The sequence below is a fragment of the Desulfovibrio psychrotolerans genome (assembly GCF_013340305.1).
Lineage (GTDB): Bacteria > Desulfobacterota > Desulfovibrionia > Desulfovibrionales > Desulfovibrionaceae > Halodesulfovibrio > Halodesulfovibrio psychrotolerans.
This window is the reverse complement of the sequence record NZ_BLVP01000007.1, coordinates 346803-370338: the sequence shown is the minus strand read 5'-3', so window position 1 is coordinate 370338 and position 23536 is coordinate 346803. Positions and strand designations below refer to the sequence as shown.

The following is a 23536-nucleotide window of genomic DNA, read 5'->3' as shown; positions in this document are numbered from 1 at the left end:
TTTGATGGTGTTCAGCATTTCCATCAAAAGGGAGAACCTCTCGATTTTCAAGAGGAACTGTCAGATCAAATCGAAACTACTTCATATAGAGTGTTCAAGATGTCTTCTTTGACTTTTCCGGGACAGGTTGGCTGATGTTTTCTGTTTTTCCTTCGGTCAACGATTTTACCGCTCGGTCAAAGTCGCGTTCCTGCTTTTCTGCGTCAAGTTGTCGCTGCTGGTGGAATTTGTCATATTCCTGCTCCGCATAGGCAAGGGCCAGCTCGTGTGATACTTTTCCGGCGTGCGTGAGGATATTGCCTTCGTTCAAGGTGAGAAAGGCGTCCAGCTTGGCTATCCATTCTGCCATATGCATGGGGGTGCGGCGTCTGGCCTGACGTTCTGCAAAAAGCAGGTATTGTTCAACAAGGTTGTTCAGTGTGAGCAATTCTTCTTCGCTCAGGTAATTCTTGGCAATTCCCACATCCTGCTTGCGCGGCTTGGTCCCGCGCCACGAGGTAAGGCCCATATGCGGTTTGGCGCTGTTCGCGCGGCTGTGGATAAGTTCCGCCGCCGTCATGCCGGTAACAGCCCAGTGCAGTTTATTCTGCACGGTTTTGAAAAACGTGATGCTTTCTTCAGTAGTGGGGTCATAATCCACGCTGGTGGCGTAAATATCGGTAATTTTCTGGTAGAAACGCCGCTCTGATGTGCGGATATCCTGAATGCGGCGGAGCAATTCTTCAAAATAATCAAAAGGCAGATCCGGATTTTTCAGTCGTTCGTCATCCAGCACAAACCCTTTGACAATATACTCCCGAAGTTGCTGCGTGGCCCAGATGCGAAAGCGCGTGGCAACATGGCTTTTCACCCGGTAGCCCACGGAGATGATCATATCAAGGTTGTAGTGCCCAAGTTGCCGCTGGACCTGCCGCGCACCTTCCTGCCGAACTGACAAGTATGCCTTGTGAGTTGCTTCCGGCTGCAACTCCCCTTCTTCATAGATATTGTTGATATGCAGGCTGACGTTTTGCTGGCTTGTCTGAAACAGCTCTGCCATCATCTGCTGCGTCAGCCAGACAGTTTCGTCTTCAAACCTGACATCAATTTTTACCCGCCCGTCTTCGGCCTGATAAATCAAAAACTGGCTTTGCTGAGGAAGGTTGGTCACGCGCCTATCCTAATCATTACGCATTTATTCTTAAGACACAGTATCAGATTCGTAGCTGACAATCCAGTCAGATAACCCCCGCCTACAGCCCCTAATCAGATTGCTTAGGAGGAATACGGCGTTCGCCATGCCCGGAGCGCTAGGCTGCGTTTCTCCGTAGGCTGTCGAGATAATCAGCCCCTTCCTGCATCATCGTGTGATGCTCCGGAAGATACTCAGCGATGCTGTCATGTTATCATGTGTGTATCGCGCCGCTGTAATACTGTTCGGTGCTACAAAAATACCTGCACAACTATTGGATGGGCTTGGATTCGGCAGGGCTTGGGGATTTGAATGGCCTTGAAAAGGCAAGAGCGGCAAGGCTTTTGATGCCTTACCGCTCTAAATAATATCCAAATTTGGCGTCCCCAAGGGGATTTGAACCCCTGTCGCCTGCGTGAAAGGCAGGTGTCCTGGGCCAGGCTAGACGATGGGGACGCTTGGTTCCGCAGCAACGGGGACTAGATGATTCCCGACTGCGGAGACGAACTTTTATGGAACGCGGCGCAGAAAGTCAAGCGCAATTTTGTGGAAAAGGCTATTCCGCAGCAGGCTTGCGGCGGGTGCCTTTTTTCAGGCGTTTCATCTGCCTGCGCACTGCGGCGCGGGTGGCGTTGTCGTCTACCGTGCGCATATAGTCGCGCAGAAAGTTCCTTTGTGCCTTGGCCTTGCCTGCCGGGGTGGTTGCGGGACATTCCTCCGCGGGAAAAGCGGGCAGGCGTATCGGGGTCTTTTCCGCTTGGGTGGCCTGCGTGGTTTGTGTGGCTTTGCTTTTTCTGGTGGCGGGCGCAGTTGCGGAAGGGGGGGGGGTCTTCTCCGGTGCGGCTGCCTGCTGCGGGGACTGTGCCATGGCATCCTGAATGGCGGCGATGAGCGGGCCCTTGTTCAGGCCGGAAACGCCGCGAATCTGGGGAAAGCGGGAGGTTGCCAGTTCGCGCAGTTCCTTGACTGTCATTGCGGTGAGTGTTGCCGCGTCTGCCGGGAGCTGGGCGTTTTCGGTTGTGGAATGCTCCGTGGGGGAAATTGGGTTCATCAATCCTTCTCCTTGTGTCTGTGTCGTTGCTACTTCCTGTGGCTGTAGAGGCGCACGTATTTTTCGTAGCAGCGTGTTACCGGCGATTCGGGGTCCAGCTTGCCCAGCAGGTTGCCCAGCCGCTCTGGTTTGGGCGGAAGCACGGGCGCGTGGCGTTCTATGGTGGGCAGCGTTACCTCGTCCAGTGCGGATTTGCCCATGATCAGATCCACCTGCACCTTGTCGAAGTAGGGTTCATCCAGAAAGGCGTTTACGCGCTCAATGATCTCGTAGCTGTAGTAGCTGAGCTCCTGTTGCACCATGTTGTCTTCTGCGCCGATGATGATGGTGTTCTTGCGGTGGCCCAGCGGAATGGCCATGTGGCGTAGTTCTTCGCCCATGACCATGTCCCAGTTGCGCCACAGCTGCGCGAGCTTGAAGCCGATGCCCGCGCCCTTGCGGATGAGCAGGCGTTCCAGCACATCACCGATGCGTTTTTCCATGCTGTGCGTTTCCGTTGCGCGTGTTCTTGAAAGGTGGATCGCCCGGAGCGGAGCCGGGAGGCCGTTTTACTGCCGTAATTCCCCGCATGATGCAGCACCTGCCGGAGCAGCGGGGCATCGTTCAGCATAGGCTTGCGGGACGGAGGCTGTCAACGTGCGGGGAAAATTGGTGCGCATGTTCCGGTAATTGCGGGAGCGGATCAGTCTGCGTTTTCGCCGGCCAGTGCGATGCGCAGGTCTTCTCCGAGATGCTGCACGCAGTGGAAGAAGGAAAATACCTGCGCCAGCTCCCGTGCCGTGAACCGTTTGGTGGCACCTGAGGCACGCAGCTCCTCAAGCCGCTGCTCTGCATCGTCCATAAGGCGGCGCAGGGTGGCGGCGTCCGGCGCGGTTCCCTGTCCGATGGCGAGCATGGCCGTGCGTGAGGCGCTGACCACGGCCCGTATCTCCGGGGCCATGATGAGCGCGTAACCGCCCTCGCGTGCGTCGAGAACGATATCCAGCATGCTCTGCAGGTGGCGGGCGCACTGTTCCAGCGCGAGAATCTGGCGGTCCAGCAGGGAGGTGTCGTCGTCATACAACCGCTGTTCGTGGCGCAGCATTTTGCGGAACAGGGAGCGGTTTTCATCCGCATCGCGCAGCAGGTGTTCCAACGTCTGCCGGGTGACAGGTGCCGTCACGGGGGTGCCCAGAAAGGCTTCTGTCAGCGCGCCGTAGGTATCTGCCATGCGGGCGGACTGCTCGTTTACGCGGGTGCGCAGGGCAAGCCCCGCACGAACCGGCCATACCCAGACCGAAACCGCGAAGGAGCACAGCACGCCGATGGCGATATCCACCACCCGCATCATGCCGAAGCCCACGCGGTTTTCCTGTCCCATGCTGGCAATGAGCACAATGGCGACCGTGATGGCGGCCATGCGGTAGCGCGGGTTATAGCGTGTCATGTAGGCGCAGAAGGCCACGGAGCAGAAAAGGGCCACCACCGTGCCAAAGGGCGATTCCGGAAACAGCAGCATGGCGAGTATGCCCATGGCAGCGCCCATGGCCGTGCCGGTGAAGCGGTCCCAGCACATCTGCACGGATTCCGCCACGTTCATCTGCATGACAATGACGGAGGTGACCACGGCCCAGACGCCGAGCACCGGGTCCAGCAGCGAGGCGAAGCCGTATGCCAGCACGGAGGCGATGCCGGTCTTAATGCCGTGGCGCATGTGCGCGCCCTGTGTATCGAGTGTGGAAAAGGGCATGTAGGTTCCTTGCGGCGGGTACGCCGGGGTGGCGGCGGGAGGATGGAATGCACAGCCATGCCCGCCTTTTCCTGCCTCTCTATGTCGGACAGGCACGGCTGGCAAGCGGTATTGACCGGGAAAAATGTTAGTATTCACTTCTGCTCCGTGGTATGTGTACCCCAAAGGCAGGCGAAGAGGCAGCCTGCCAGCCCCCTTCCGGTCCCGCTGGCATGGGCAGCGGGGCTGCGGAAGACAAACACAGGAGGTTGCCATGACGGACAGCACACTCCGTTCGGAAGGAGTAACGCAGACAGAGGTGCGTGGCCATGTCGCCCTGTTGCGGTTGTGCGGGAATTATTTTGCCAACATCAGGCATCTGGACAGCCGGGACGAGATTCTGAATTCACTGGAATACCTGAACCGCAATAAGGCCATTAAGGTCATCATTATCAGCTCCACATTTTGCGGGGCGGGGGTGGATGAGTATATACGCTTTTTCAGGGAGCAGCAGGGAACCATGGACAAGCAGCGGGCGCACCGCTTCTGCAACGCCGTTAATCAGGTGACTCTGGAGATTGTGCGGTCGGGCAAGCTGGTGGTGCATGTCTGCGGGGGCGAAATGGTGGCCTTTTTCCTTGGTATGTCGCTGGCGGCGGACTATGCCGTTGTGGAAGAGGGCAGCGTGTTTCACAACTCCTATCTGGATGTGGGCGTGCTGCCCAAGGGGGGATTGCCGTATTTTATCGCCCGCAGGGGCGGTTGCCGGTCTGTGTACAATCTGTTGCTGGGCGAGCGGGAGATTGATGCCGCACAAGCCCTGCAGATGGGGCTGGTGGACGCACTTGCCCCTGCCGGAAAGGCGGAAGAGGCCGCCTTTGCCTATGCCGCGCGGTTTGAGGAGGTGCCCGCCCGCACCATAACCGGCATGAAGCGGCTGACCAACTGGTGCATTCGTGATCTGGAGGAGTATTTGAGCTACGAAAACAAGCAGATACTCAAGACGCTGGACATGGTGGACTGACCGGGCCGGGAATGTTCTTGACGGGCGCGGCGATTTGCAGCACCTGTCTTTTTTCGAAACAGCAGGCAGCGGACGAGTGGCATCCCGCTTTAGAAATTCTCCCTCTCCCGCGCGGCATTGCGATGCCGCGCCATAGGTGGCTTATGCTTACCATAACCAAAGAGTTTTCCTTCCACGCGGCCCATCGGCTGCGTTGCAGCGGTTTTTCCGAAGAGGAGAACCGTCGCATCTACGGCAACTGCGCCAACATTCACGGACATACCTACCGCCTGCGGGTCACGCTGACGGGGCAGCCGGACGAGACCGGCATGATTCTGCATTTTGACACGCTGAAGGCCATAGTACGGCGTGAGGTGCTGGACCGCTACGACCACGCGGATTTGACCGCGCTGGATGAATACACCCATAGGCCCGCGACGGCGGAATGCATGGCGGAACACATTTTCGCCGTGCTGGATGCCGCCTTACGTTCTGACCGCTACAGGCTGCACGAGGTTGCCGTGTACGAGACGCCCACGGCATGGGCGACCCGGACGCGGCATGTCTAGGCGTGCGCCATGCAGGGATGAGGCGGACGGCAATGAGACGGGCGGGGTGGTGGCAGCCATACGTGCGGCCAATCGAGCAGGCAGGTATGTAGCCAATCATGCGGCCAATCGTGTGGGCAGTCGTGCAGACGCAATGCGCGGTTCTTCCGGGAACTATGCGCCAGCCGCTGTGCTGAACGTATCGGAAATCTTTGCGTCACTTCAGGGAGAAGGCCCATTCATGGGGCAGCCCGCTGTATTCGTACGGCTGGCAGGCTGTGTGCCGCCCTTCTGCCCGTGGTGCGATACGCCGCATGCGCTGGGCGGCGGCACCCCCATGACGCCAAGGGATGTGGCGCGTGAGGTGGCGGCGCATCCGCACGGGCTGGTGGTCATAACCGGCGGTGAGCCGTTTCTGCAATGGCGGACCGGGCTTTCTGAACTCGCGGGGTTGCTGGAGGATGCCGGAAGGCGCGTGCAGTATGAGACCAGCGCAAAGGCCGGGATTCCGGAAGCATGCGGGGGCTATGTGGTCTGTTCGCCCAAGTTTCTGCCCGCCCCGCCCCTGTGGGACGAAAACCTGAAGCGGGCGGACGCCTTCAAGTTTGTGGTGGATGACGACATTGCGCCCGTGCTGGATTTTTTGGAAGCAGGGCGCGCCCACAGGGATATTGCTCCGGGCGCGGTCTGGCTCATGCCCAAGGGGGCGACCCGGGAAGAGCAGATGACGCGTATGGAGCGCGTGTGGGAATGGTGCGTGCGATACGGTTTCAATTTTTCTCCCCGCCTGCATGTGCTGACGTACGGCGCGCGGCGGGGTGTGTAGGAGACAGGATTATGGCAGACGCGGTGATCATACTTTCCGGCGGCATGGATTCTACAGTGCTCATGGCGCACGAGCTTTCGCGGGGGACGCGGCTGGCAGCCATCAGCTTTGATTACGGCTCCAAACATAACGGGCGGGAGCTGCCCATGGCGGCGGCTTCGTGCGCTTTTTACGGCGTGCCGCACCGGGTGGTGCAACTGCCGTTCATCAACGAACTGTTTTCGTCATCGCTGCTGCGTTCCGGCGGGGATGTGCCGGAAGGGGCGTATGATGCGGAATCCATGAAGAGCACGGTGGTCCCTTTCCGTAACGGCATTCTCATTGCCATTGCCGTGGGCTATGCGGAATCGGTGGGGGCGGAGCGTGTGCTGCTGGGGTCGCATTCGGGAGATCATCACATCTACCCGGACTGCCGCACGGAGTTCAACGCCGCCATGAACGAGGCTGCGCTGCGCGGCACGGACGGCGCGGTGCGGCTGGACTTTCCTTTTGCCACCATGGACAAGCGGGATATTGGCGACCTTGGCCGCCTGCTTGGGGTGGATTTTTCGCGCACATGGACCTGCTACAAGGGAGGCGTGACCCACTGCGGCGTGTGTGGCGCATGCGATGAGCGCAAGTTTGCCCTCAGGCGGGACGAGGGGCTGGATCCTACGGCGTATCTGGAATAAGGCCCGCCCATAGTGCGGCAAAGCGCAAGGCCGTGACGAGGATTACCGCGGTCGCGGAAGGCGGAAAGCGCCCTGCGGGGCGGACAGGATGAGAGAGGTATATGATGGATTCGGAGATGGGGACGGACAGGTTGGTTCTGGGCAGGCAGGTGGACTACAGCGGGCAGTATGACCCCGCGCAGTTGTGCCCCATTCCCCGTGCGCTGGGACGTGCGGCGGCGGGTATTCTGAGGCTGGAAGGGGGCGGCGGGGAATGCCGCTGCGGCGGAACTGCCGGTGCGGATGGGAAGATACCGTGGCGACACGGGGAGGATATCTGGAACATCTACGAACTGTCGTGGCTGGAGGCGGGGGGAAGGCCCGCCGTGGCCATGGCAGTGGTGCGGGTGCCATGGGATTCGCCGTGCCTCATTGAATCGAAGTCGCTGAAGCTGTACTGCAATTCCTTTAATATGACGCATTTTTCCGGTGTGCAGGCAGTGCGCGACGCCATGGAGCGGGACCTTTCACAGGCAGCGGGAGCCCCCGTTGCGGTGGAGATTCTGGAGCCGGACAGCTTTGCAGCCGTGGCAGTGGGGGAGCCGCAGGGGATGTGCATAGACAGGGCAGAGTTGCCGGATGCCTTGGCAGATTTGGCTGACGCCCCCGCAGGGCAGGGGGAGGGATTGGGAGCCGGGGGGGCGGTATTGGCAACTGATAATAGCTTTGTCTGTAACATAGACCCGGTCCTGCTGACGTGCGGGAACGGCATTGCCCGCGAAACCCTGTTCAGCCGCCTGTTCCGTTCCCGGTGCCCCGTGACCGGACAGCCGGACTGGGCCACTGTGACAGTGCGCTATGCCGGTCAGCGGATTCATGCCGACTCGCTGCTGCGCTATCTTGTTTCCTATCGGGAGCATCAGGGCTTTCATGAAGCCTGTGTGGAGCGGATATTTGCCGACATACTGAGCCGTTGCCGCCCCGACGAGCTTGAGGTGTGCGCCCGCTTTACCCGCCGGGGCGGCATAGACATTAACCCCGTGCGCTCCACTGCACCCGGACCGTGGGAGAACCTGCGCGACCCGCGGCAGTAGCGCCTGTTCCGGTGCCCCGGAGGGATGTCTTTTTCCCGTGTTTTCCCCTTCCGGCCATGGTCTACAGATTGCGCTATACCAAATCAGGGAAGTATGGTGTAAGGAAGGGCATTGGACCACTGGCGGCCCGGGTACGGTGCAGAATATTCCGTGTCGGAGCATGGCGAAACGGGGCAGAACGGGGCGGAAGAGATGAGGCACTTTGGGACGAGATTTTGGGTTGTGTTGCTTCTGTGGCTCCTTGCGGGGGTGGCGGAAGGCGGGCTGTGCCGGTCTGCGGCAGCAGGAGACACTGTTGTAGCGGGCACGACCGCTGCGGGTGCTGTGACCGGACAGTCAGACGGCAACACCGGCGGAAGCATTGGCGGTCAGGCAGGCCGGCAGCTGGCAACCGTCACGCTGGTGGCCGGTGAATGGGCACCCTATGTTTCCGAGCATATGCAAGGAAATGGCCGCATTACCGAGGTGGTGCTGCGGGCCTTTGCCCATTCCGGCATTGCCGTGGAACTGAAGTTTTTTCCGTGGAAGCGCTGTGAAAGGATGCTGGAAACAGGGGAAGCCTTCGGCAGTTTTCCCTATGTGCCCACACCGTTTCGGAGCAGATTTGCAGAATTTTCTGATCCCATCTTTATAGCCAACAGCCATTTCTTTTTTTTGAAAGACCGGATGGACGGCTTTGACTACACCACGCTACAGGCCCTGCAGGGGTACACCATTGCCGGGGCGTTGGGGTTCAACTATCTGGAATGGTTTGCGTATGATAACCTTCCGGTGGATGTTTCTCCCGATGAGGATTCCATGTTCCGCAAGCTGGCTACCGGCAGGGTGCAACTGGCACCCGCGGAGGAGCGGGTGGGCTGGATGTCCCTGCGCAGGCTGTTCCCGGACGCAAACGAGCGATTTGCCATGAGCCGCACGCCGTTTCGCAGCGAACCCAACTTTCTGATGTACTCCAAGGCGTATCCCGGCGGGAAAGAGCTGATTGCCCAATTTAATGAAGGGTTGCGGCACCTGCGGGAGACGGGGGAACTGGAACGGCTGCTGCAAGAGACGGGGGCGGAAGCACCCTGAGAAGACTGCCGGTGGATGTGGCGGGATAGTTGGGGCAGCGTGGCCGCGCCTGAACATGTAACGGAACCTGTCCTAACCTGTACCAGAAATTGCCCGGGACCTTTACCCGAAACCGCACCTGCTCGGGAGTTGTCAGGCTTGTTCCGAGGCAGCCAGAACGGTGCGGATGTCTGCGCTGAGTTTTTCCTTGTAGTAGACCACGGAATCCGGGCTGGACATGATCATATCCAACTGGCGGGTGTGCATGACAAGGTGCCCCATCACGTGAAGGGCACGCAGGGTTTCCGCCATGGGCAGCCCTTCCAGCCGGGCGGAGAGGCTGTCGCGGATAATGCGGGTGCGCAGGCCGTGTTCTTCCAGTATCTCCGCGATGAGCCGCACCCGCAGGAGGCGGCGGTTTATGTCTGCTGCGCCGCCCTTGAAGCGGAACGCCACAAAATTTTCCGCATCCACATCGCCCGCCAGTGCCTCCACCGTGCAGAAATGATAGCCGAATCGTGATTGCAGGGAGCAGAACCGGCTGCTCACCAGAAAGTAATTGCGTATGGTAAAGTCTGTGGCACCCGCCGGTTCGAAGCCGGGGGTTGAGGCCGACTGCGCCAGAAGGGAGAGGAAGCCCTGCAGGTGCACGGGGGGCGGACCGGCCCATGGAACGTGCATCATGCCGTGCCACAGGGCGAGCATGGGCGGGGAGCCTATGTCTTCCAGCGGGATAAGCTTGCCCTGGGGTTCCCGCAAAAAACCGTCATCCAGATTCACCACCCAGAACTGCAGCGGGCGGTCCAGATAGAGCTGCTTGGCCATATGCTTGGGGTAGCCGTCGTCATCGCTGCGGAACATTTCTTCCACGGCTTTCTGGTGGCAGAAGCGGGTTATGTCGTGCAGGGTCTGGCAGTTTTCGGGACGAAAATCCGGGCTTTCCGAATCGGTGAGCGTGAGCGGGGCGATGTGCGCCAGCACGCCTGACAGCGCGGCGTGGACAGAGCTGCCCTCCATGATGTTGCGGGGGGCCGGGGCGTCCGCCAGCAGGGATTCTATGCGGCCTTCCAGTACCTGACCCGCGTCCGCGTCCACCGTGACCACGGTGCCGGTCTTCAGCGTATCTACCTTCCAGCCTACGCCGAACAGGGCCGGGATGCCGAATTCGCGCGCCACGTTGGCGAGGTGCCCCGCACTGGACCCGGTGCCCGCCACCACGGCGGCGGCGCGGGAAAGCAGGGGTGCCCAGCGCGTGTCGGCGTGGGGCACCGCCAGCACGGCGTTATCGGGAAATCCGAGTGTCTCTGCCTGCTTGCGTACCTGCACTACCGGGCCGCAGGCTGTGCCGGGAGAGGCGGTTTCTCCCCCCCGCAGCAGGACGACCGTTCCTTCCGGCAGAGGAGGAGCGGCCTCCGGGGCGCGGGCCGCCCTGTTGAAGAGTATGGGCCGCGCCTGTAGCAGCCGGAATTCGCCGTTGTCCAGCAGCGCCCACTCCACGTCCTGCGGAATGCCGTAATGCTGCTCCACACGCATGGCAAGTTCCGCAAGGGTGTGCAGTTGGGCATCGGTAAGGGCGGGAGCGGAAGCCATGTCCGGCAGGGTGTCCAGCCGGGTGACGCCTTCGCCGTTGGCGGCGGCGTAGCGTTCGCTCTTGTAGGCGACCTGACGGGAAAGAATGACGTGGGGCGGCACGCGGCAGAGGGAAAAACGGTCAGTGGGCAGGCTGCCGTCCACAACGCCCCGGGGCAGCCCATGCACGGCATGGATGACCATGTTGTCTGCCCGCATGGCCACGGGATCGCGGGTATAGAGCACCCCGCCCGCCACTGCGCCCAGCATGGGCATGACGGCCACGCTGACGGCCACATCGCGGTCCGCAAGTCCGCAGCGCATTCTGTAGGCCACGGCCTCCACGCCGTATTTTGAGGCGACGACCTCGCGCCATGCCTCGACCAGATGTTCCGCAGGGACGTTAAGCATGGAGCGGTATTGTCCGGCAAAGGCGTGTCCCATGGAATCTTCGCCCAATGCGCTGCTGCGCACAGCAAGCCGGGCGGTGGTTCCCGTGCGGTGAACAAGCTCCTGCGCGGCCGTGTTCAGCGCGGTTTCCAGTTCCGGCGGCAGGGGGGCGGCGACAATCTTCTGGCGGATACGGGAACAGACTCCGTAGAGGCTCTCCAGCCTATCCGGGCTGGCAAGGCGCAGTTGCCTGTCCACTTCTTCATCCAACCCGGTATGGCGCATGAACAGCCAGAAGGCCTGCGCGGTAACGCCGAACCCGTCCGGCACGGGCAGGCTGGCGCGGTTGCGCATTTCTCCCAGATTGGCCGCTTTTCCGCCCACTCTGGGGGCATCTGCGGCGGTAATATTCGAAAAAGGAATGATCAGGGTGCCGTCATGGGTGCCCGGAGCGGTTTCCAGCAGAGGGACAAGCTGCGTGCGTATGGATTCGAACCGGGGGCGCAGTGCGCTGTAGCGTCCCGGTGCCAGCGTGTCCAATGCCTCCACCATCTGGTACACGGCGGAGACGATGCGCGTGGTCTGGGTGCGCACATAGGCGAGATCATACGGCTGTGAGCCTGCAAGCGTTTCTTCCATGTGCGACATGGCTTCCAGCGCCTTGTTATTGGCGCTCACCAGTCGCTTGAAACGGCCGCAGGCTTCCCGAAACGAGGCCCGGAGGCCTTCCTCGTCCACCACCTTTTCGGTGGAGACGATGGCGGAAAGCCTCCGGGCAAGTCTTTTCAGAGCGGCCCATGCGTGAGTCATTGTGCTTTCGTCATGGGGCGTCATGGAATTGGAGTAATCCTTATACTTCTTTCTTCTTGCCACCCTTCATCTTGAGGCCCACGCCGTCGAAGAGGTAGAAAATGGCATACCCGAACCACAGGGTATATACTACATAGAAGATGAGCGAGAAGGCAAGGATTCCGGAGCGCGAAGCTGCACTTTCCGGCACGATGCCGTAGTAGTTGTAGCCCACTTCCACGCCGCGGTTGACAATGGTGGTAACCAGAGCGGCTTCCTTGAAGAGTTCCTGCTTTTTCAGGTCCTTTTCAGCGGCGCGCAGGCCCTTCCACCACATGTACATGCCTTCCTTGCCGCTCATGCCGTAGGCATCCACCAGGGGCTGCTCATTGTTGGCGAACATGACATCGCTGTCCTGCACGGCCTTGGTGAGGATTTCAGCCAGATTGCCGGTAACGATAACATCGTTGCCCTGCTGGGTGGCTTCCGCCACGGTGCCGAACACGGTCTGCACGCGGGCAGCATCCTGCTCATTATCCAGATGCAGGGTGAGGGTGACCTGCTTGTCCCCTTCTGCCTTGGCGCGGACACCTATCTCGGTCATGTAGTAGGTGGAGCCCTTGGATATGGAGTTGAACAGCTTGTCCGCCGCTTCAAAGGCGTTCAGGCCGTTGCCGAAGTTGGGAGTGAACATGCCGAGAAAGATTATGGAGAATCCGATCAGCATGATCGCGCCAAGATTGAACGTTTTCTTGTGTACTATCAACATGGATTAGCCCTCCCTCAGAGCGGGAATCTTCTTGATGAAGGTGGAGATGACCCAGAAGCCGAACGCGGCGACCACGGCGAAGAACAGGTAGTTGCCTATCTGCGTCAGCACCGAGACCAGCCCGGCGGGCAGGCTGATGATTTCCATGGAAACCAGCTTGGCGGGCAGGTCGAACAGGCGGTTCACGAAGCCTGCCAGAATGGCGATGGCGTAGAAGCCGCGGATGTAGATGCCCTTAACCACGCGGGTGGTGAGTGCGCCCAGCTGAATGCCCAGCAGGGAGCCGAGCAGCATGCCCATGGCCAGCGTGTAGAAGATGAAGCCGTAGATGGCGTACTGGGTGATGGAGGCATAGCCTGCGGTGAAGATGATCTGCAGGATGTCCGTTCCCACGGTGGTGAAGCTGGACACGCCGAGAACGTACACGAAGATGGGGAAGGTGACGAAGCCGCCGCCCACACCCATGATGGCGGCGAGGAAGCCGACGAATGCACCGGCAACGGCAACCATGACACCGGAGATCTTCTTGCCGCCGGGCACGAGATCTTCGTCGAAGGTGATCATGGGCGGCAGGTTAATGGCCTGCAGCTTGGCGGGCAGACCTGCGCTGTCGGAAGAAGCGGGACCGCCGTGGGCATCGCCGCCGTCATCGGACTTGCGCAGCTTAAGGAAGTCGAACATGGAGTAGAAGCCGAGGAAGCCCAGCAGCACCACGTAGATGGCGCTGATGAAGGTATCGCTGAGCACGGGGTTGATTTCGTACAGCGCGCGGTTGATGAGACCGCCGCCCGTAACGCCCACACCGGAACCCACAAGGAAGGCGACGGCCAGCTTGTTGTTCACGTTACCCAGTTTTTTGTGAACAGCGGTGCCCATGATGGCCTTGGCGAAGATGTGGAACAGGTCGGTGCCCACCGCCAGAATGCCCTTGATGCCCGCGCTCATGAGGGCGGGCGTGATGATGAAGCCGCCGCCCGCGCCGATGCAGCCCGTGATCAGACCGGCACACAGGCCGATGAGAATGGAAACCGCAAACACCGAGGGGGTGTAGTATGCGGGGCTGTAAGCCGATTTGCCGCCCAGCATGGAGGGCATGACGTCGGCTGCCACGGCAAGCGACACCAAAAGGGCCGGAATTGCCATGAGCATGAGCAGCATCATCTTTTTGCGGCTCTTCAGGATGTTCATCGAAGCTTCGTAGTCCCACCGCGCATGCGCGGCGGACGCTTCCATCAGCATTGAATAGAATTTCCTCATCGTTTAACCCTTCTCCGTAAAAGCGTTCTTCACAGCGTACCTCGAAAACCGGTCATCCTAAGGCGAAGGAGGATGCGTTTGCGGTGCCATTCCGTTCCCGCTCCCCGTATGTCTTTGCCTTCGGTGCGGCCAATCCCCTACTCAGGTACGCAGCCTCCCGCGGGATGCATCCCGCAGCTTGAACATCAACTCGTCAATGTCCGCCGGTTTGAGCAGGTAGTCGAAGGCGCCCAGTGCCATGCCGCTTATGGCGACTTCCAGGTCGGCATGCCCGGTGAGCATGATGACCTCTATGTCGGGGTGCGCGGCCTTGATGCGCTTGAGCGTTTCTATACCGTCCATTCCGGGCATTTTCACATCCAGCACTACAGCATCGACCGGATGTGTATCCACAATCGCCAGAGCCTCTTCCCCGGATTCGGCAATGCGCACGGTGATGTCCCTGCGTTCCAGCCTCCGGGCAACGACGGACAGAAAATCCGGCTCGTCGTCTACCAGCAGCACTGTCATTGCTTCGGAACTCATGCCTTGCCTCCTTCCGTTCGGGGTTTCGGTTCCGGCGAATCAGGAACCATGGTATCGAGATTGTCCTCGTGCAGGGCTGTCTCGTCCACCTTAAGGCGTGGCAGCGCGAGCACAAAGGTTGCCCCTTCTCCCTCGCGGCTGAACACGGAGAGCGCTCCGTTGTTGCGCCGCGCCAGACCGTAGCAGATGGCAAGGCCCAGTCCGGTGCCTTTGCCCGAGGGCTTGGTGGTGAAGAAGGGTTCAAAAATTCTGGCGCGCACAGACTCGCTCATGCCGGGGCCTGTGTCGCGAACCGAGACGAAGACGGCGTCCTTGTGCGCCCATGAGCGCACGGTAAGGGTGCCCGCCTGCTGCTCCTGCATGGCATCCAGCGCGTTGCCGAGCAGGTTGAGCAGAATCTGCTGCACATGAGCCTGTGCCGCGTGGGCGGCGGGGAGGTCCGGCTGCAGTTCCAGCACAAGGGAAACGCCCTGCCGCAGACAGCGGTGCCGGGAAAGGGATGCCACCTCTTCCGCCATGTGGTTTATATCCACGGCGCCTGCGGAGGTGACTCCCTGCCGCGAAAGGCTGAGCAGGTTGTGGGTTATTTCCCGGCAGCGCGCCCCCTGCATCCGGATGACTCCGGCGGAGGTGCGCACCTTGCCCACAAGCTCCTGCCGGGGCAGGTCATCTTCGATGATGTCTTCAATCCAGCCCGCCTCTTCCGTCATGATGGAGAGGGGGTTGTTAATCTCGTGCGCAATACCTGCCGCCAGCGTGCCCAGGGAGGAAAGCCGGTTGGCTTCTATCATTTTGCGTTCCAGCGCTCTGCGCCGCAATTCTTCGGAAGACAGGCGCTGCTGCACGAAACCGGAAAAGACGAGGGAGTTGTAGAGAAGCAGGATTATGGTCACGCAGCCGATGATGGCGGTGACGCCCCATGCAAACTGCATCTGGGGGAAAAGCGAGGTGAGGGGCATGATGATCACCAGTGCCCCGGTGGTGGAGGAGAGCGAGTTCAGCGCAACGGCGGCCATGGCGTCGCTGCCGGGCAGCGGAGGATTGGCCGTGTGCAGGGCAAGCATAGGAGCGCCGGAGGTGCCTTGGGCACCGGCATCCGGCGCGGAAGCGAGGGTGGCGGCAAGCTCCAGTGCCCGCTCCGTGGCGGGGGGGGCTGGCAGGCCGCCCTCGGTAAGCACCACCGCGCCGTTGTCCACATAGAGCACGGCGGCTCCGGGAAAGGTTGTCTTGGCCCGCTCCATGGCCTCCGGCAGTGTGGACACGCAGGAGACAACGGATTGGGCCAATGTGCCGAAGGGGGTTTGCGCGTCCCTGCCGTAGGCGGAAAAAAGCAGGCTGCCCACTGTGAGCGCCACAATGCCCACGGGCGTTGCCGAAAGAAGAATGACACGCGCGGCCAGCCACCGGAAGGAGTCATGCGAATGCTGGGTTAGGGTCATCTCTGAACCTCCCTGGCAGCATGGCCGTACAGCGTGTTTTCAACAGTGGAGAGAAGCTGCTCCGGGTCCGCCTCCTTGCACACGGTGCGGGCGGGGGGAATGCCGAACGGCGGCTCCTCGGAGGCGGAAAGCGGGTGCAGGATAACCGGAACGCTTTCCGAGAGAATGCCCTTGCCGGCTTCCAGCAGGGCGAACAGATAGGGCAGGTCCGGGTCCAGAACGACCAGCGCGGGCTTTTCGCTCATGAGAATCTCCGCCGCTTCATAGCCAGTGGCCGCAACGCGCACAGGATAGCCCCGGTTCGCGAAAGCCTTTTCCAGCAGCATGCCGATGCGGCTGTTACGCTCCGCGATGAGGATGGTGCACTGGGCTCTGTCTATGTTTTCATACCTGACCATACCCCTGCTATCGCAAGGGGCGTGCCAAACACACCGGTGCGTACCATAAAAATTTTGTCAAGCAAAACGCAATGATATATTCGGAGGCGCAGGCCGGGCCGGGGATTCCCCGGAGCGGGGTGTCAGCCTTTTTTACGAGGTGTCAGTCTGCCGATGTCAGCCGCTTTGCGCTATGTCCGGCGACAGGCTGTCTTTGGCGCTGCCGCAGGGTTAGCTGATGGTTGTTTCCGTACGCAGGCCGTACTTTTCAATGCGTGCTATGAGGGTGGGGCGCGACATGCCCAGCAGTTTGGCGGCGCGGGTGCGGTTGCCGTCCGTCATGTTCAGGGCTTCGCGGATGACAATGGAACAGAAACGGTCGCCCAGCGCCTCAAAAAGCCCTTCGTCCGCCTCGCCCAGAAGGGCCTGACGCACCCAGCGCACCACGCACTCTTCCGTCTCGTTATCCAGATGACCGGAAGAGGGGGATACACCGCCCAGCAGCGAGGCCACATCCTCCGCGTCAAGCGGCAGGCCGCGGCTGAAGATGATGGCCTTTTGCATCATGTTACCCAGTTCGCGGACATTGCCGGGCCACGGGTAGTCTTCCAGCACGGATTTGGCGCGGTCTGTGAGGCCGGGGTTGCTCATGCTCAGTTCGTTGGAGAATTTGTCCAGAAAATGCTCGGCCAGCAGGGTGATGTCTTCGTGGCGTTCGCGCAGGGGGGGCAGGGTGAGGGAGACGACGTTCAGCCGGTAGTACAGGTCTTCGCGGAACTGGCCCGAGGACACGGCCTTTTCCAGATCGCGGTTGGTGGCGGCGATGATGCGGACATCCACCGGTACAGGCTGTTTGCCGCCCAGCCGTTCTATCTGCCTCTCCTGCAGCAGGCGCAGTATTTTGGCCTGAATGGAGGGCGGCATATCGCCGATTTCATCCAGAAACACCGTACCCCGGTTGGCCTGTTCTATCTTGCCCGCTTTGCGGTTTTGCGCGCCGGTAAAGGCCCCTTTTTCGTAGCCGAAGAGTTCGCTTTCCAGCAGGGTTTCCGGTATGGCCACGCAGTTGATGACCAGAAACGGCTGTGTGGCCCGGGTGCTGTGCTTGTGGATGGCGTGGGCCACCAGTTCCTTGCCCGTGCCCGATTCGCCGCGGATGAGCACCGTGGCCTGCGTGGGGGCGGCACGGCCTATCTGCTTGCACACCTCCTGCATGGCTGTGCTGCGGCCCAGCAGGGCGTGGGATGCGTCCTGCCTTTCGGCGGAGGAGGGAACGGGCTTGCGCACCTCTACGGCGCGGCCGATGAGTGCCAGCACATCCGGCACGCTGAAGGGCTTCATCACATAGTCGAAAGCCCCCATCTTGGTGGCTTCTATGGCTGTTTCCGTGGTGCCGTATGCCGTCATGACCAGCACCGGCAAGGCAGGATACATGCCCCTGAGTATTTTAAAGGTCTCCAGCCCGTTCATGCCCGGCAGGCGCACGTCCAGCACGGCCATGTCCGGTTCTGAGGCGGCGGCGATGTCTATGCCTGCCTCGCCGCTGGGCGCAGTGAGCACCACATGGCCTTCTGCCTTGAGCAGCTTTTCGAAGCTCTGCCTGAGCTGGGGATCGTCATCCACCACTAGGATCGTAGCCATGCAGACCTCCTCACTCCCGGCAGGGCGATAATGAAGACGGCACCGCCATCCTCGCCGGGGCGGACATGCAGCCAGCCTCCGTGCTCCTCCACCACGCGCCGCGCGATGGCAAGTCCCAGACCGGACCCTTCTTCCTTGGTGCTGAAGAAGGGGTCGAATATTTTGTCCATGATGTCCTTGGGAATGCCGGGGCCGTTGTCCGCTATGCGGATGACCGCCACCTCGCCCATGGGATCGATAAGTCCGGTTTCTTCCGTCACGGTGATGGCACCGCCGGAGACCATGGCATCACAGGCGTTTATGAACAGATTGACGAATACTTCCTTGAGCTGATCAGAATCGAGCGGCACTTCCGGGAGTTTGGCATCGCGGCGTAAGTGCACCTCTATGCCGTTGGATTCCAGCCTGTGCCGCAGCAGGCGCAGGGAGGTATCCACCACGTCGGAAGGACTCTGGCGGCGCGGGTGCAGTTTGGGACGGCGGGCGAATTCCAGAAAATTCTTCACGATGCTTTCCACATGGGAAATTTCTTCGCTGACCACCTCAAAGTCTTCTCGCTGGTTGTCGTCCAGCTCCAGTGAGCGTTCCAACGAGAAAAGGCGCATTTTGACCGAGGTGAGCGGGTTGCGGATAGAATGGGCCACCCCTGCCGCAAGCTTGCCCACCAGTGCCAGCTTTTCCGAGTGCATAAGCGATTCGCGGCTGGCATCCAGCTGTTTTTGCACATCGCCCACATCGGTTATGAGGGTGCGCAGTTTGTCTCCCAGGGCTTCCACCTCATTGTCCACGGGCAGGTGTTCCGTGTTGTCCTGCGCACTGCCTGTTGCCATGTCGCGTATGGGATCGAGCACCCTGCGGAACACCACCCAGCCGAGCCATATGCCCACCACGGTGGAAAGGAAGATGCCCGCCACGGCAAGACCCACCAGCGCCTGCGACTGGAGGATGAATTCCGTGCGCTGCATGCGGATGCTGTCTTCGTGCAGTTTGCGGAACTGGTCGCACAGGTCGAGGATGTTGTGGAACCGTTCGCGGATGGTCCAGTGCAGGCGCGCGCCGTCATCCTTGCGGTTGTTTTTGTAGTGGTTGATGACCTGCTCGCGTGCGTACACGTAGCGGATATACTGCGATTCAATTTCGTTCAGGATTTCGCGTCCGCCCGGCAGCAGCGAGGTGTTGCGCGCTTTGGCGAGCTGGTCCTGAAAGGCCTTGTGGTGGGTCTGCATCTGCTTGAGCCACGTTTCATCGCCGTTGAGGAAGAAATAGGTGGTGTAGCCCCGCTGGGAAAGCAGTTCCGCCGTAAGATCGTGGGCGGCTGTTACCGCTCCTACTTCCGTATCTATGATGCCTGATTGCAGCTCCTGACTGCGCTGGGTGTACCACAGGGTGACACCCGCCCCGACGAGGTTGACCAGGATGATGCAGGAAAGAAGGAGCAGGATGCGGTGGCGCAGCGAAAACAGCATACGGTATCCTCGGCTTGGCCGCAGGTATGTCGGTGGATGGAGAAGACGGCAACAGGACGCAGCAGCATGATGTTTCCGTCAGGGGGCATGGTTGTGCCGCTCCGGTCCCGGTATTTCTGCGCCTTGCCGCAGGCCGGTAGGGAGCGGGCAGCGGAACAGGACAGCTTTGAAATCAGATAAGGTGGCCGGTTCCGTTGACCGGGCCACCTTATCGTTCGGTTGGCGCCGAGTAAATACCCATTTGTCAGGCCATGGCCGTTTCTGCGGTTGCGGCTGTGTGGCTCCGGGCGTGGTCGTAGGCTGCCATGATGGTGATGACCAGCTGGTCGAAGTCTACGGGCTTGCGCATGTAGGCAAAGGCTCCGTTTTCCATGGCCCGCTTCCTGTCTGCCTCTGACCCGTGCCCCGTGACGATGATGACCTGCACATCGGGGTACTGTCCCTTCACGCGGTCGAGCACTTCCCATCCGTCTATGCCCGGCATCATCAGGTCCAGCAGCATTACGTCCGGCACGGCATCGTTCACTATGGAGAGGGCGGCTTCTCCGTTCAGGGCCACGTCCGGCCCCAGTTCGCGCAGCCGCAGCCGTTCTGCCAGCGTTTCCACGAAATCCTGTTCGTCATCGACGAGGAGCAGCTTGATGTTCTTCATGACGGTCTCCTTGGTCAAGAGGTGCTTGCGGTCTACAGGCTTGCGATGCCGTAGCGGACGGGTACGCGGTCCAGACCCACGGTGGACATGAATCCTTCCAGGCTGCGCGGTGCGGTACGGTGTTCGCGGGGGCGCACAGGGCGGGGCTGCTGCGTATGGGCATGCACCGTGCGGGGCTGTGCTGCACGGGCAGCGTCCGATACTGCTTCGGGAGCGGATGCCCGCACGGTGGTCCCTGCGCGGGAGACAACGCCCGCCATGGCGGCGGCTTCTTCATGGTCATTGGCTTCTGCAAAGGCGGTGGCGGCAAAGGTGTCGCTCAGGGAGCTCGTGCTCCAGCCCAGCGAAATTTCCGGTCCGGCCTGCATTCCCAGAAGTTCCATGGCTTCGTCGGCAAAGCCTTCTTCGGCAAAGGCCACGGCTGCTGCCATGTCGCTCAGCCATTCGCCGCGGGGTTCCGGCAGTCCGGCCATGGCGCGGGCTTCGCCCGGCAGGTTGGCTTCTGCAAAGGCAACGGCGGCGAAGGTGTCCGATATCATGGAGCCTTCCGGCTGATGCATGCCCAGCAGAGCGTACGCATCTGCATGGAGGTTGGCATCGGTGAACGCGGTGGCGGCAAAGGTGTCGGAGAGCAGGTGGCCCGAAGGTTCACGCAGTCCGGCAATGGCGCGGGCTTCCGCATGGAGGTTGGCGTCTGTGAACGCAGTGGCGGCAAAGGTATCGGATATGGTGGTGATGATGGTCGTCATGGTGGCCTCCTTGTTCCCGGCCCGCCCTTTCAGGGCTGGTTGCTTATTCGGTTGCCCCTCTGCGGGGCGGGAAGCAATCCTGCCGGGTTGGTGTTTCGCTTGCCTATGCTATGGCAAGAGCCGTGCCATGTTTGCAGTTTCTTTGATTCCGGTGTGTTGCGACATGTTCTGTTGGGGCCGCTTACGAGCGGAACGCACCGGAGAACTGTTTTGCGACGTTATGAAACAAAATGATACACTGAAAAAGAAACAATGTGAAACGTTTTGAGTTCCCGAAGCGCGGTGTCCGTCCGCCCCGCCTGCCGCAAAGCCCGGACGGGGTGCTTTTCAGTCTGCCTGAGGAGGCTCTGCGGGCTGCATCGGCAGGGTGCCCGCGTACTCCGACGCGTTGCGCACCACGCGCACAAGCTCCTCAATATCCACAGGTTTTACCAGATAGTCTGCCGCACCAAGCTGCATGGCGCGCATGCCGTCGCGGGTGGAGCCGTGCCCGGTGAGTACCACCACAGGAATTTCCGGATGGCGCTGGCGTATGTGGCGCAGGGTTTCCAGTCCGTCCATGCCGGGCATGAGCACATCCAGCACCACTGCATGGAAGGGGGTTCCTTCCCGTGCGGCATCGTCCAGCCGCGATATGCCCGAGTGCCCGTCCAGTGCCGCCTGCGCCTGAATGTTCCGCAGCTCCAGCCGCTCCAGCAGCGTGGAGGTGAATGCTCCCTCATCGTCAATGAAAAGTATGCGTAAGCCGCTCATGGTCTATTGCTCCTGCCGCTTGCCCCAGGGCAGGTGCACGGTGAAGGTGGTGCCTTGTCCCTCTTCGCTCTGCACGTCTATTCTGCCGCCGAGTTTGCGGATAATGCCGTAAGTAATGGAGAGCCCCAGTCCGGTTCCTGTGCCCTTCTTGGTGGTGAAGAACGGTTCGAACAGGTGGCTCATGGTCTCTGAGGACATGCCGCAGCCGTTGTCCTGCACGGTGATGCTCACCCCTTCGTCCGAGGTGCGCGAGGCAATGGAAATGATGCCGCCGTCCTGTATGGCTTCGAAGGCGTTGGCGATGATATTCAGGAACACCTGCTGCAACTGCCCCCTGTCCGAAGCGATGACGGGTGCCACCTCCGCAAAGTCGAGCCGCAGGTCCACCGAACGCTTGATGACCTCTTTTTCAAGGAAGCCCAGCACATCGCGGAGCACCTCGTTTACGTCCAGCTGTTCTATGGACACATCCATTCGGCGCGCAAAGCCCAACAGGCGGTGGGTGATGACGCGGCAACGGGAGACCGAGGACAGAACGCCTTCTATCTGTTTGGTAAGGCGGCTGCGGATTTCTGACTCCGGCTCGCGGTCCAGCAGGTCTTTCATCAGCCCTGCCTTTTCGTTGATGATGGCGAGCGGGTTGTTTATTTCGTGCGCAACGCCTGCCGCAAGTCTGCCGATGGACGAGAGTTTGTGGGTGTGTTCAATCTCGCGGAAGGCGGTTTCGCGGCTGCGGTCTGAATCCATGACGCGCTGCACCAGCATGTCCGTGAGCTTGAACGCCACCAGTGCAATGAGCAGAACGCCGCCCACAAGCACCATGAGCAGGTCGGTGCGCAGGGAATACCACGAACTGACGATATCCGTGACCGGGCGCATGGCGATGAGCACAAAGTCCGGATTGACGAAGGCGGAGCAGGTGGCGAAGTAGTGTTTGCCGTCCGGTCCGTCCACATGGAAGACATTTGCCTGATAGCTGGCGGAAGGCAGCTCGAAGGGCAGCTGGGATAACGTTGCCCCGTACAGCCGTGAGTTGGTTTGCAGAACACCGCGTGAAGTGGTGAGAAAGGCATCCGCGCCTGTGTCCAGATCCATATGGGAGATAAGTTCGTCGAAGCGGTCTGTGTTGATGGTGGCGCGCAGCACCCATATGCGTCCGGAGGCGGTGTGTCCCTCTACGGCGATGACAATGTGCGGCACGTTGCGGAAGCCCATGAACACATCGCTGATAAAGGAGCCCCGGATGCGGGTTTGCAGGAACCACGGCTGATCCGTGTAAGTCTTTCCCTTGAGGTTGTAAGGGCCGACATAGGCAACCTGTCTGCCTGTTTCGTCAATGAGCCCGAAATCGACCAGCCCTTCGAACTCCTGCTTGGCGATATGGAAGATGCGGCCCAGCGTCTCTTCCGTGGACAGTTCATCCCACGAATAGGCCGAGGCGATGAAGCTGACGGCAGAGAGCCGTTCGCGCAGGTACAGTTCGAAGGAGTGCTTGGTTTTGTTTACCAGTCCGCGCATGGGGGCTTCCAGTTCCCTGTCCAGCGTGGAGCGGTAGATGTGGAAGTTGATGAGCGCCATAAGGCACAGGGGCACGATGGAAACCATAACCATGAGCACCCCGATGTTGCGCTTGAGGTGCGCGTAGCGGGTTTCGTCCACGCCCTCCGGAAAGGCGAAGAAGCCCCGTATGCGGGCACGCAATTCGTTCATGTTCATGGCTGTTCTCCTTCCGTAAAGACGGCTCCGGCGGCAAGGCTGCCTTCCATGTATGCCTGCGCCACCTGCTCCATGGGCCCGATGACGTTATCGTAAACGGTTATACGCTTCCAGTGCAGATACTGGTAGAATTCATCCTCAATGCCGCCGCAGACAATGGCATCCACCCCTTCGGTGACGGCAAGGTGGCAGAGTCCTTCTGAGGACGCCTGCGGCAGCACCACGTTGCGCCGCCGCATGATCGCGCCGTCGTGGATGGTGCCTATCCACGCCTCGCCGGTCTGATCGAACCGGGGAGAAACCTCGTCTCCGTGCAGGGCTATCAGTATTTTTTTCATGGGTG

The 23536-nt window shown here is 60.5% G+C and carries 23 protein-coding genes and 1 tRNA gene; 6 read left to right on the top strand and 18 right to left on the bottom strand.

Going from position 1 to position 23536, the window contains the following annotated elements:
- Positions 1-94 precede the first annotated feature (94 nt).
- The 5 genes from HUV26_RS07760 to HUV26_RS07740 all read right to left on the bottom strand — a co-directional run bounded on the left by HUV26_RS07760 (position 95) and on the right by HUV26_RS07740 (position 3951).
- Entirely contained in the window at positions 95-1150 is a 1056-nt protein-coding gene (locus HUV26_RS07760; RefSeq protein ID WP_205245130.1) for a virulence RhuM family protein, read from the bottom strand.
- Between the two features lie 399 nt (positions 1151-1549).
- A tRNA-Glu gene (locus HUV26_RS07755) sits at positions 1550-1627 on the bottom strand.
- Between the two features lie 100 nt (positions 1628-1727).
- Positions 1728-2222 carry a Rho termination factor N-terminal domain-containing protein gene (locus HUV26_RS07750; protein ID WP_174409536.1) on the bottom strand — a complete coding sequence of 165 codons (495 nt, stop codon included), beginning with the start codon at positions 2220-2222 and terminating at the stop codon, positions 1728-1730.
- A 29-nt stretch (positions 2223-2251) separates the two neighbouring features.
- Entirely contained in the window at positions 2252-2704 is a 453-nt protein-coding gene (locus HUV26_RS07745) for a DciA family protein (protein ID WP_174409535.1), read from the bottom strand.
- A gap of 200 nt (positions 2705-2904) precedes the next feature.
- The gene (locus tag HUV26_RS07740) at positions 2905-3951 is read right to left on the bottom strand and encodes an FUSC family protein (protein WP_174409534.1); all 1047 of its coding nucleotides are present in this window, start codon (positions 3949-3951) and stop codon (positions 2905-2907) included.
- Between the two features lie 253 nt (positions 3952-4204).
- Between HUV26_RS07740 and HUV26_RS07735 the strand changes: the two genes are divergently transcribed.
- From HUV26_RS07735 to HUV26_RS07710, 6 genes are all read left to right on the top strand, one after another.
- Positions 4205-4954: an enoyl-CoA hydratase/isomerase family protein gene (locus HUV26_RS07735; RefSeq protein WP_174409533.1), complete on the top strand. Its 750-nt coding sequence runs from the start codon at positions 4205-4207 to the stop codon at positions 4952-4954.
- Between the two features lie 143 nt (positions 4955-5097).
- On the top strand, positions 5098-5502 hold the full coding sequence (locus HUV26_RS07730) for a 6-pyruvoyl trahydropterin synthase family protein (protein WP_174409532.1): 405 nt from the start codon (positions 5098-5100) through the stop codon (positions 5500-5502).
- Positions 5495-6307, top strand: coding sequence for a 7-carboxy-7-deazaguanine synthase QueE (locus HUV26_RS07725; protein WP_205245129.1), 813 nt, complete (start codon positions 5495-5497; stop codon positions 6305-6307). The genes HUV26_RS07730 and HUV26_RS07725 overlap by 8 nt, the downstream gene beginning before the upstream one ends.
- Positions 6308-6318: 11 nt before the next feature.
- Positions 6319-6978: a 7-cyano-7-deazaguanine synthase QueC gene (gene queC, locus HUV26_RS07720; RefSeq protein WP_174409531.1), complete on the top strand. Its 660-nt coding sequence runs from the start codon at positions 6319-6321 to the stop codon at positions 6976-6978.
- A 101-nt stretch (positions 6979-7079) separates the two neighbouring features.
- On the top strand, positions 7080-8051 hold the full coding sequence (locus HUV26_RS07715) for a hypothetical protein (protein WP_205245128.1): 972 nt from the start codon (positions 7080-7082) through the stop codon (positions 8049-8051).
- A 222-nt stretch (positions 8052-8273) separates the two neighbouring features.
- Entirely contained in the window at positions 8274-9122 is an 849-nt protein-coding gene (locus tag HUV26_RS07710; RefSeq protein ID WP_174409530.1) for a transporter substrate-binding domain-containing protein, read from the top strand.
- Positions 9123-9254: 132 nt separating this feature from the next.
- Here HUV26_RS07710 and HUV26_RS07705 read toward each other — a convergent pair whose 3' ends face one another.
- From HUV26_RS07705 to HUV26_RS07645, 13 genes are all read right to left on the bottom strand, one after another.
- Positions 9255-11870 carry a PEP/pyruvate-binding domain-containing protein gene (locus HUV26_RS07705; RefSeq protein ID WP_174409529.1) on the bottom strand — a complete coding sequence of 872 codons (2616 nt, stop codon included), beginning with the start codon at positions 11868-11870 and terminating at the stop codon, positions 9255-9257.
- A gap of 40 nt (positions 11871-11910) precedes the next feature.
- Positions 11911-12618 carry a hypothetical protein gene (locus HUV26_RS07700; RefSeq protein ID WP_174409528.1) on the bottom strand — a complete coding sequence of 236 codons (708 nt, stop codon included), beginning with the start codon at positions 12616-12618 and terminating at the stop codon, positions 11911-11913.
- A 3-nt stretch (positions 12619-12621) separates the two neighbouring features.
- Positions 12622-13875, bottom strand: coding sequence for a sulfite exporter TauE/SafE family protein (locus tag HUV26_RS07695; RefSeq protein ID WP_174409527.1), 1254 nt, complete (start codon positions 13873-13875; stop codon positions 12622-12624).
- A gap of 141 nt (positions 13876-14016) precedes the next feature.
- Positions 14017-14400, bottom strand: a complete 384-nt coding sequence (locus HUV26_RS07690; protein WP_243451307.1) for a response regulator — start codon at positions 14398-14400, stop codon at positions 14017-14019.
- The gene (locus HUV26_RS07685) at positions 14397-15839 is read right to left on the bottom strand and encodes a sensor histidine kinase (protein WP_174409526.1); all 1443 of its coding nucleotides are present in this window, start codon (positions 15837-15839) and stop codon (positions 14397-14399) included. Before HUV26_RS07685 ends, HUV26_RS07690 begins: the two co-directional genes overlap by 4 nt.
- On the bottom strand, positions 15836-16237 hold the full coding sequence (locus HUV26_RS07680) for a DNA-binding transcriptional response regulator (RefSeq protein ID WP_174409525.1): 402 nt from the start codon (positions 16235-16237) through the stop codon (positions 15836-15838). Before HUV26_RS07680 ends, HUV26_RS07685 begins: the two co-directional genes overlap by 4 nt.
- Before the next feature lie 210 nt (positions 16238-16447).
- Positions 16448-17857, bottom strand: a complete 1410-nt coding sequence (locus tag HUV26_RS07675; RefSeq protein ID WP_174409524.1) for a sigma-54-dependent transcriptional regulator — start codon at positions 17855-17857, stop codon at positions 16448-16450.
- Positions 17842-19323, bottom strand: a complete 1482-nt coding sequence (locus HUV26_RS07670; protein ID WP_174409523.1) for an ATP-binding protein — start codon at positions 19321-19323, stop codon at positions 17842-17844. The genes HUV26_RS07675 and HUV26_RS07670 overlap by 16 nt, the downstream gene beginning before the upstream one ends.
- Before the next feature lie 244 nt (positions 19324-19567).
- A complete protein-coding gene (locus HUV26_RS07665) occupies positions 19568-19975 on the bottom strand; it encodes a response regulator (protein WP_174409522.1) in 408 nt (135 codons plus the stop codon).
- A 32-nt stretch (positions 19976-20007) separates the two neighbouring features.
- On the bottom strand, positions 20008-20724 hold the full coding sequence (locus HUV26_RS07660; protein ID WP_174409521.1) for a hypothetical protein: 717 nt from the start codon (positions 20722-20724) through the stop codon (positions 20008-20010).
- A 327-nt stretch (positions 20725-21051) separates the two neighbouring features.
- Positions 21052-21477, bottom strand: coding sequence for a response regulator (locus tag HUV26_RS07655; RefSeq protein WP_174409520.1), 426 nt, complete (start codon positions 21475-21477; stop codon positions 21052-21054).
- Positions 21478-21480: 3 nt separating this feature from the next.
- Positions 21481-23193 carry a sensor histidine kinase gene (locus HUV26_RS07650; protein WP_174409519.1) on the bottom strand — a complete coding sequence of 571 codons (1713 nt, stop codon included), beginning with the start codon at positions 23191-23193 and terminating at the stop codon, positions 21481-21483.
- Complete coding sequence (locus HUV26_RS07645) at positions 23190-23531, bottom strand: NifB/NifX family molybdenum-iron cluster-binding protein (RefSeq protein WP_174409518.1); 342 nt, start codon at positions 23529-23531, stop codon at positions 23190-23192. The genes HUV26_RS07650 and HUV26_RS07645 overlap by 4 nt, the downstream gene beginning before the upstream one ends.
- Positions 23532-23536 lie beyond the last annotated feature (5 nt).

What these genes read in the sequence shown, in the direction of transcription:
- HUV26_RS07695 (WP_174409527.1), bottom strand. Translation starts at nt 13,875, where the DNA reads ATGAGGAAATTCTATTCAATGCTGATGGAAGCGTCCGCCGCGCATGCG.
- HUV26_RS07730 (WP_174409532.1), top strand. Translation starts at nt 5,098, where the DNA reads ATGCTTACCATAACCAAAGAGTTTTCCTTCCACGCGGCCCATCGGCTG.
- HUV26_RS07740 (WP_174409534.1), bottom strand. Translation starts at nt 3,951, where the DNA reads ATGCCCTTTTCCACACTCGATACACAGGGCGCGCACATGCGCCACGGC.
- HUV26_RS07660 (WP_174409521.1), bottom strand. Translation starts at nt 20,724, where the DNA reads ATGACGACCATCATCACCACCATATCCGATACCTTTGCCGCCACTGCG.
- HUV26_RS07685 (WP_174409526.1), bottom strand. Translation starts at nt 15,839, where the DNA reads ATGACCCTAACCCAGCATTCGCATGACTCCTTCCGGTGGCTGGCCGCG.
- HUV26_RS07655 (WP_174409520.1), bottom strand. Translation starts at nt 21,477, where the DNA reads ATGAGCGGCTTACGCATACTTTTCATTGACGATGAGGGAGCATTCACC.
- HUV26_RS07705 (WP_174409529.1), bottom strand. Translation starts at nt 11,870, where the DNA reads ATGACTCACGCATGGGCCGCTCTGAAAAGACTTGCCCGGAGGCTTTCC.
- HUV26_RS07735 (WP_174409533.1), top strand. Translation starts at nt 4,205, where the DNA reads ATGACGGACAGCACACTCCGTTCGGAAGGAGTAACGCAGACAGAGGTG.
- HUV26_RS07700 (WP_174409528.1), bottom strand. Translation starts at nt 12,618, where the DNA reads ATGTTGATAGTACACAAGAAAACGTTCAATCTTGGCGCGATCATGCTG.
- HUV26_RS07665 (WP_174409522.1), bottom strand. Translation starts at nt 19,975, where the DNA reads ATGAAGAACATCAAGCTGCTCCTCGTCGATGACGAACAGGATTTCGTG.
- HUV26_RS07670 (WP_174409523.1), bottom strand. Translation starts at nt 19,323, where the DNA reads ATGCTGTTTTCGCTGCGCCACCGCATCCTGCTCCTTCTTTCCTGCATC.
- HUV26_RS07745 (WP_174409535.1), bottom strand. Translation starts at nt 2,704, where the DNA reads ATGGAAAAACGCATCGGTGATGTGCTGGAACGCCTGCTCATCCGCAAG.
- HUV26_RS07645 (WP_174409518.1), bottom strand. Translation starts at nt 23,531, where the DNA reads ATGAAAAAAATACTGATAGCCCTGCACGGAGACGAGGTTTCTCCCCGG.
- HUV26_RS07715 (WP_205245128.1), top strand. Translation starts at nt 7,080, where the DNA reads ATGATGGATTCGGAGATGGGGACGGACAGGTTGGTTCTGGGCAGGCAG.
- HUV26_RS07750 (WP_174409536.1), bottom strand. Translation starts at nt 2,222, where the DNA reads ATGAACCCAATTTCCCCCACGGAGCATTCCACAACCGAAAACGCCCAG.
- HUV26_RS07690 (WP_243451307.1), bottom strand. Translation starts at nt 14,400, where the DNA reads ATGAGTTCCGAAGCAATGACAGTGCTGCTGGTAGACGACGAGCCGGAT.
- queC (WP_174409531.1), top strand. Translation starts at nt 6,319, where the DNA reads ATGGCAGACGCGGTGATCATACTTTCCGGCGGCATGGATTCTACAGTG.
- HUV26_RS07650 (WP_174409519.1), bottom strand. Translation starts at nt 23,193, where the DNA reads ATGAACATGAACGAATTGCGTGCCCGCATACGGGGCTTCTTCGCCTTT.
- HUV26_RS07675 (WP_174409524.1), bottom strand. Translation starts at nt 17,857, where the DNA reads ATGGCTACGATCCTAGTGGTGGATGACGATCCCCAGCTCAGGCAGAGC.
- HUV26_RS07725 (WP_205245129.1), top strand. Translation starts at nt 5,495, where the DNA reads ATGTCTAGGCGTGCGCCATGCAGGGATGAGGCGGACGGCAATGAGACG.
- HUV26_RS07680 (WP_174409525.1), bottom strand. Translation starts at nt 16,237, where the DNA reads ATGGTCAGGTATGAAAACATAGACAGAGCCCAGTGCACCATCCTCATC.